The following is a 1,847-nucleotide window of genomic DNA, read 5'->3' as shown; positions in this document are numbered from 1 at the left end:
CGCCCAGATCGCCCGGAGCCGGGAGCTGGCCCGGACGGCGGCCGACAGCGCCACCGACGTCCTGCACCCGCTGATCACGATCACCCGTGGTCTGCGCCGACTGGCCTCGGCCGTTCGGCGCCGGTGGGCCGAGACCCCCAAGGACAAGCGCGGACCGCTGCTTTTCCTGGTGGCCTCGGTGATCCTGGTGGTGGCGCTCGTGCCGTACGGCCCGCTGCTCGCCGTCATCAGCCTGATGGCGGCGGCAGCCTGGCAGGGCCGGGACCGCAAACCGCCGGAGCCGGACGGACCCGACGAATCGCAGACACAGCGCCTCCAGTCGCTGTACGAAGCGCTCGTCCCGTACTTCTCGGCGGCCGAGGACCCGGCCCCGCTCTACACCCACGGCGGCGAGTGGGAGAAGGCGTTCCCGGCGTACGACTTCGACGCCGCCGGCCGCATCACCCACCTGCTGGTCCGCTACCCGGCGTACTTCACCGACGGCGAGGCCGAGTCCCGGGCCCGCATCGAGCAGTTGCTGCACGCCAAGTCGGGCCGCGGCCGTGAGTACCACTTCAGCTGGGACGAGGAGGGCAACGAGCTCACCGTCACCGTCCTCGCCCCGCTGCCCACCGACATCGCCGCCCAGCGTTTCGTCACCGCCCCCGGCGAGACGGTCCTCGGCTTCACGGACCCCACCCAGGTCCAGCGCACCCTGCCGCTCGGCTACGGCGACGTGCGGCGCGACGTCCCCCCGGTGGTCTGGCGCACCGGCGTCCGCTCCACCGAACCGCACCTGCTGGTCATGGGCCAGCCGGGCAGCGGCACCTCGACCCTGCTGCGTTCGATCGCGCTCCAGGCCCTGCAGTACGGCGATGTCGTCATCGTCGAGGGCGGCGGCACCGGCGAGTACGCGTGCCTGACCGGGCGGGACGGCGTGCTCGCGGTCGAGTGCGGGCTGGCCGGGACGCTGGCGAGCCTGGAGTGGGCGGCCACCGAGACGGAGCGCCGGCTGATCGCGGCCAACAGCGCCCGGCAGGCCGGCCATCCGCCGCCCGAGGACACCAAGCGTCCGTTGTGGATCCTCCTGGACCGCCCGAGCGCCTTCACCCACCTGGCGGCCGCCGACGGCCGCAAGGATCCGCAGTCCCTGCTCCAGGTCCCCCTGCGGCACGGACGGGCGGCGAACGTCACGGTGGTGGTGGCCGACCAGTTCGACAGCGCGGAGTCGCTGAGCGATCCGGTACGTCAGCACACGCGCGCGCGTGTCGTGCTGGGACCCGCGACGGCGGAGCAGTTGGAGGCCTTCCTGGGAGCACCTCCGCACACGACCCCGGTGACCGACGTCCCGCCGGGCCGCGGCTACGCCCGCCTCGGGACGGGCCCGGTGCATCGCCTCCAGGTGCCGGCGACCCCGGACCCGTACGACGACGCGACGAGCGAGGCGGACCGGCAGGCGGTCCTGGCACTGCTCCCGGAGCGCACGACCCCGGCCGACGGGGAGACGGTCCCCTCGGAGGACGACGGGAAGACGGTCCTGTCCAAGGCCGACGCTGCGTCGGTCCCCTCGGAAGCGGTGGTCGCGGAAGCGCCGTAGCCGCCGGGGGTCGTCAGCGGCTGCGGGCCGGTGAGGGCTGGTCGCGCAGTTCCCCGCGCCCCTGAAGGTGTTCCGGTCGCCGTGGGCCGCGATGCCCCAGCCTCATCCGGCTCACGCCACGAACGTGCGCGGCGCCTCCCCGCCCCCGGAGGCTCCGCTCTCCACGACACGCGCCGCCGCGGCCAGCCGGGCCGCGGCCTCGTCCGCCACCACACCCCCCACGGTGAACGGCAGGCGCACATATCCCTCGAAAGCGCCGTCGACCCCGAAG

At 74.2% G+C, this 1,847-nt stretch carries 1 protein-coding gene and 1 pseudogene; one reads left to right on the top strand and one right to left on the bottom strand.

The features are described from left to right. Positions 1-1,576: hypothetical protein (locus tag EHS43_RS43730; protein ID WP_125195961.1), on the top strand; the 1,576-nt coding region annotated here is incomplete at its 5' end. 111 nt (positions 1,577-1,687) lie between these two features. Here EHS43_RS43730 and EHS43_RS43725 read toward each other — a convergent pair. Next, a pseudogene (locus tag EHS43_RS43725) lies at positions 1,688-1,847 on the bottom strand (PLP-dependent aminotransferase family protein); the annotation flags it as partial.

Origin of the sequence: Streptomyces sp. RP5T (assembly GCF_003933965.1) — a bacterium.
In the GTDB taxonomy this organism is placed as follows: Bacteria; Actinomycetota; Actinomycetes; order Streptomycetales; family Streptomycetaceae; genus Streptomyces.
Note: the sequence above shows the minus strand (reverse complement) of the source record. Positions and strands in the feature narration are given on the sequence as shown.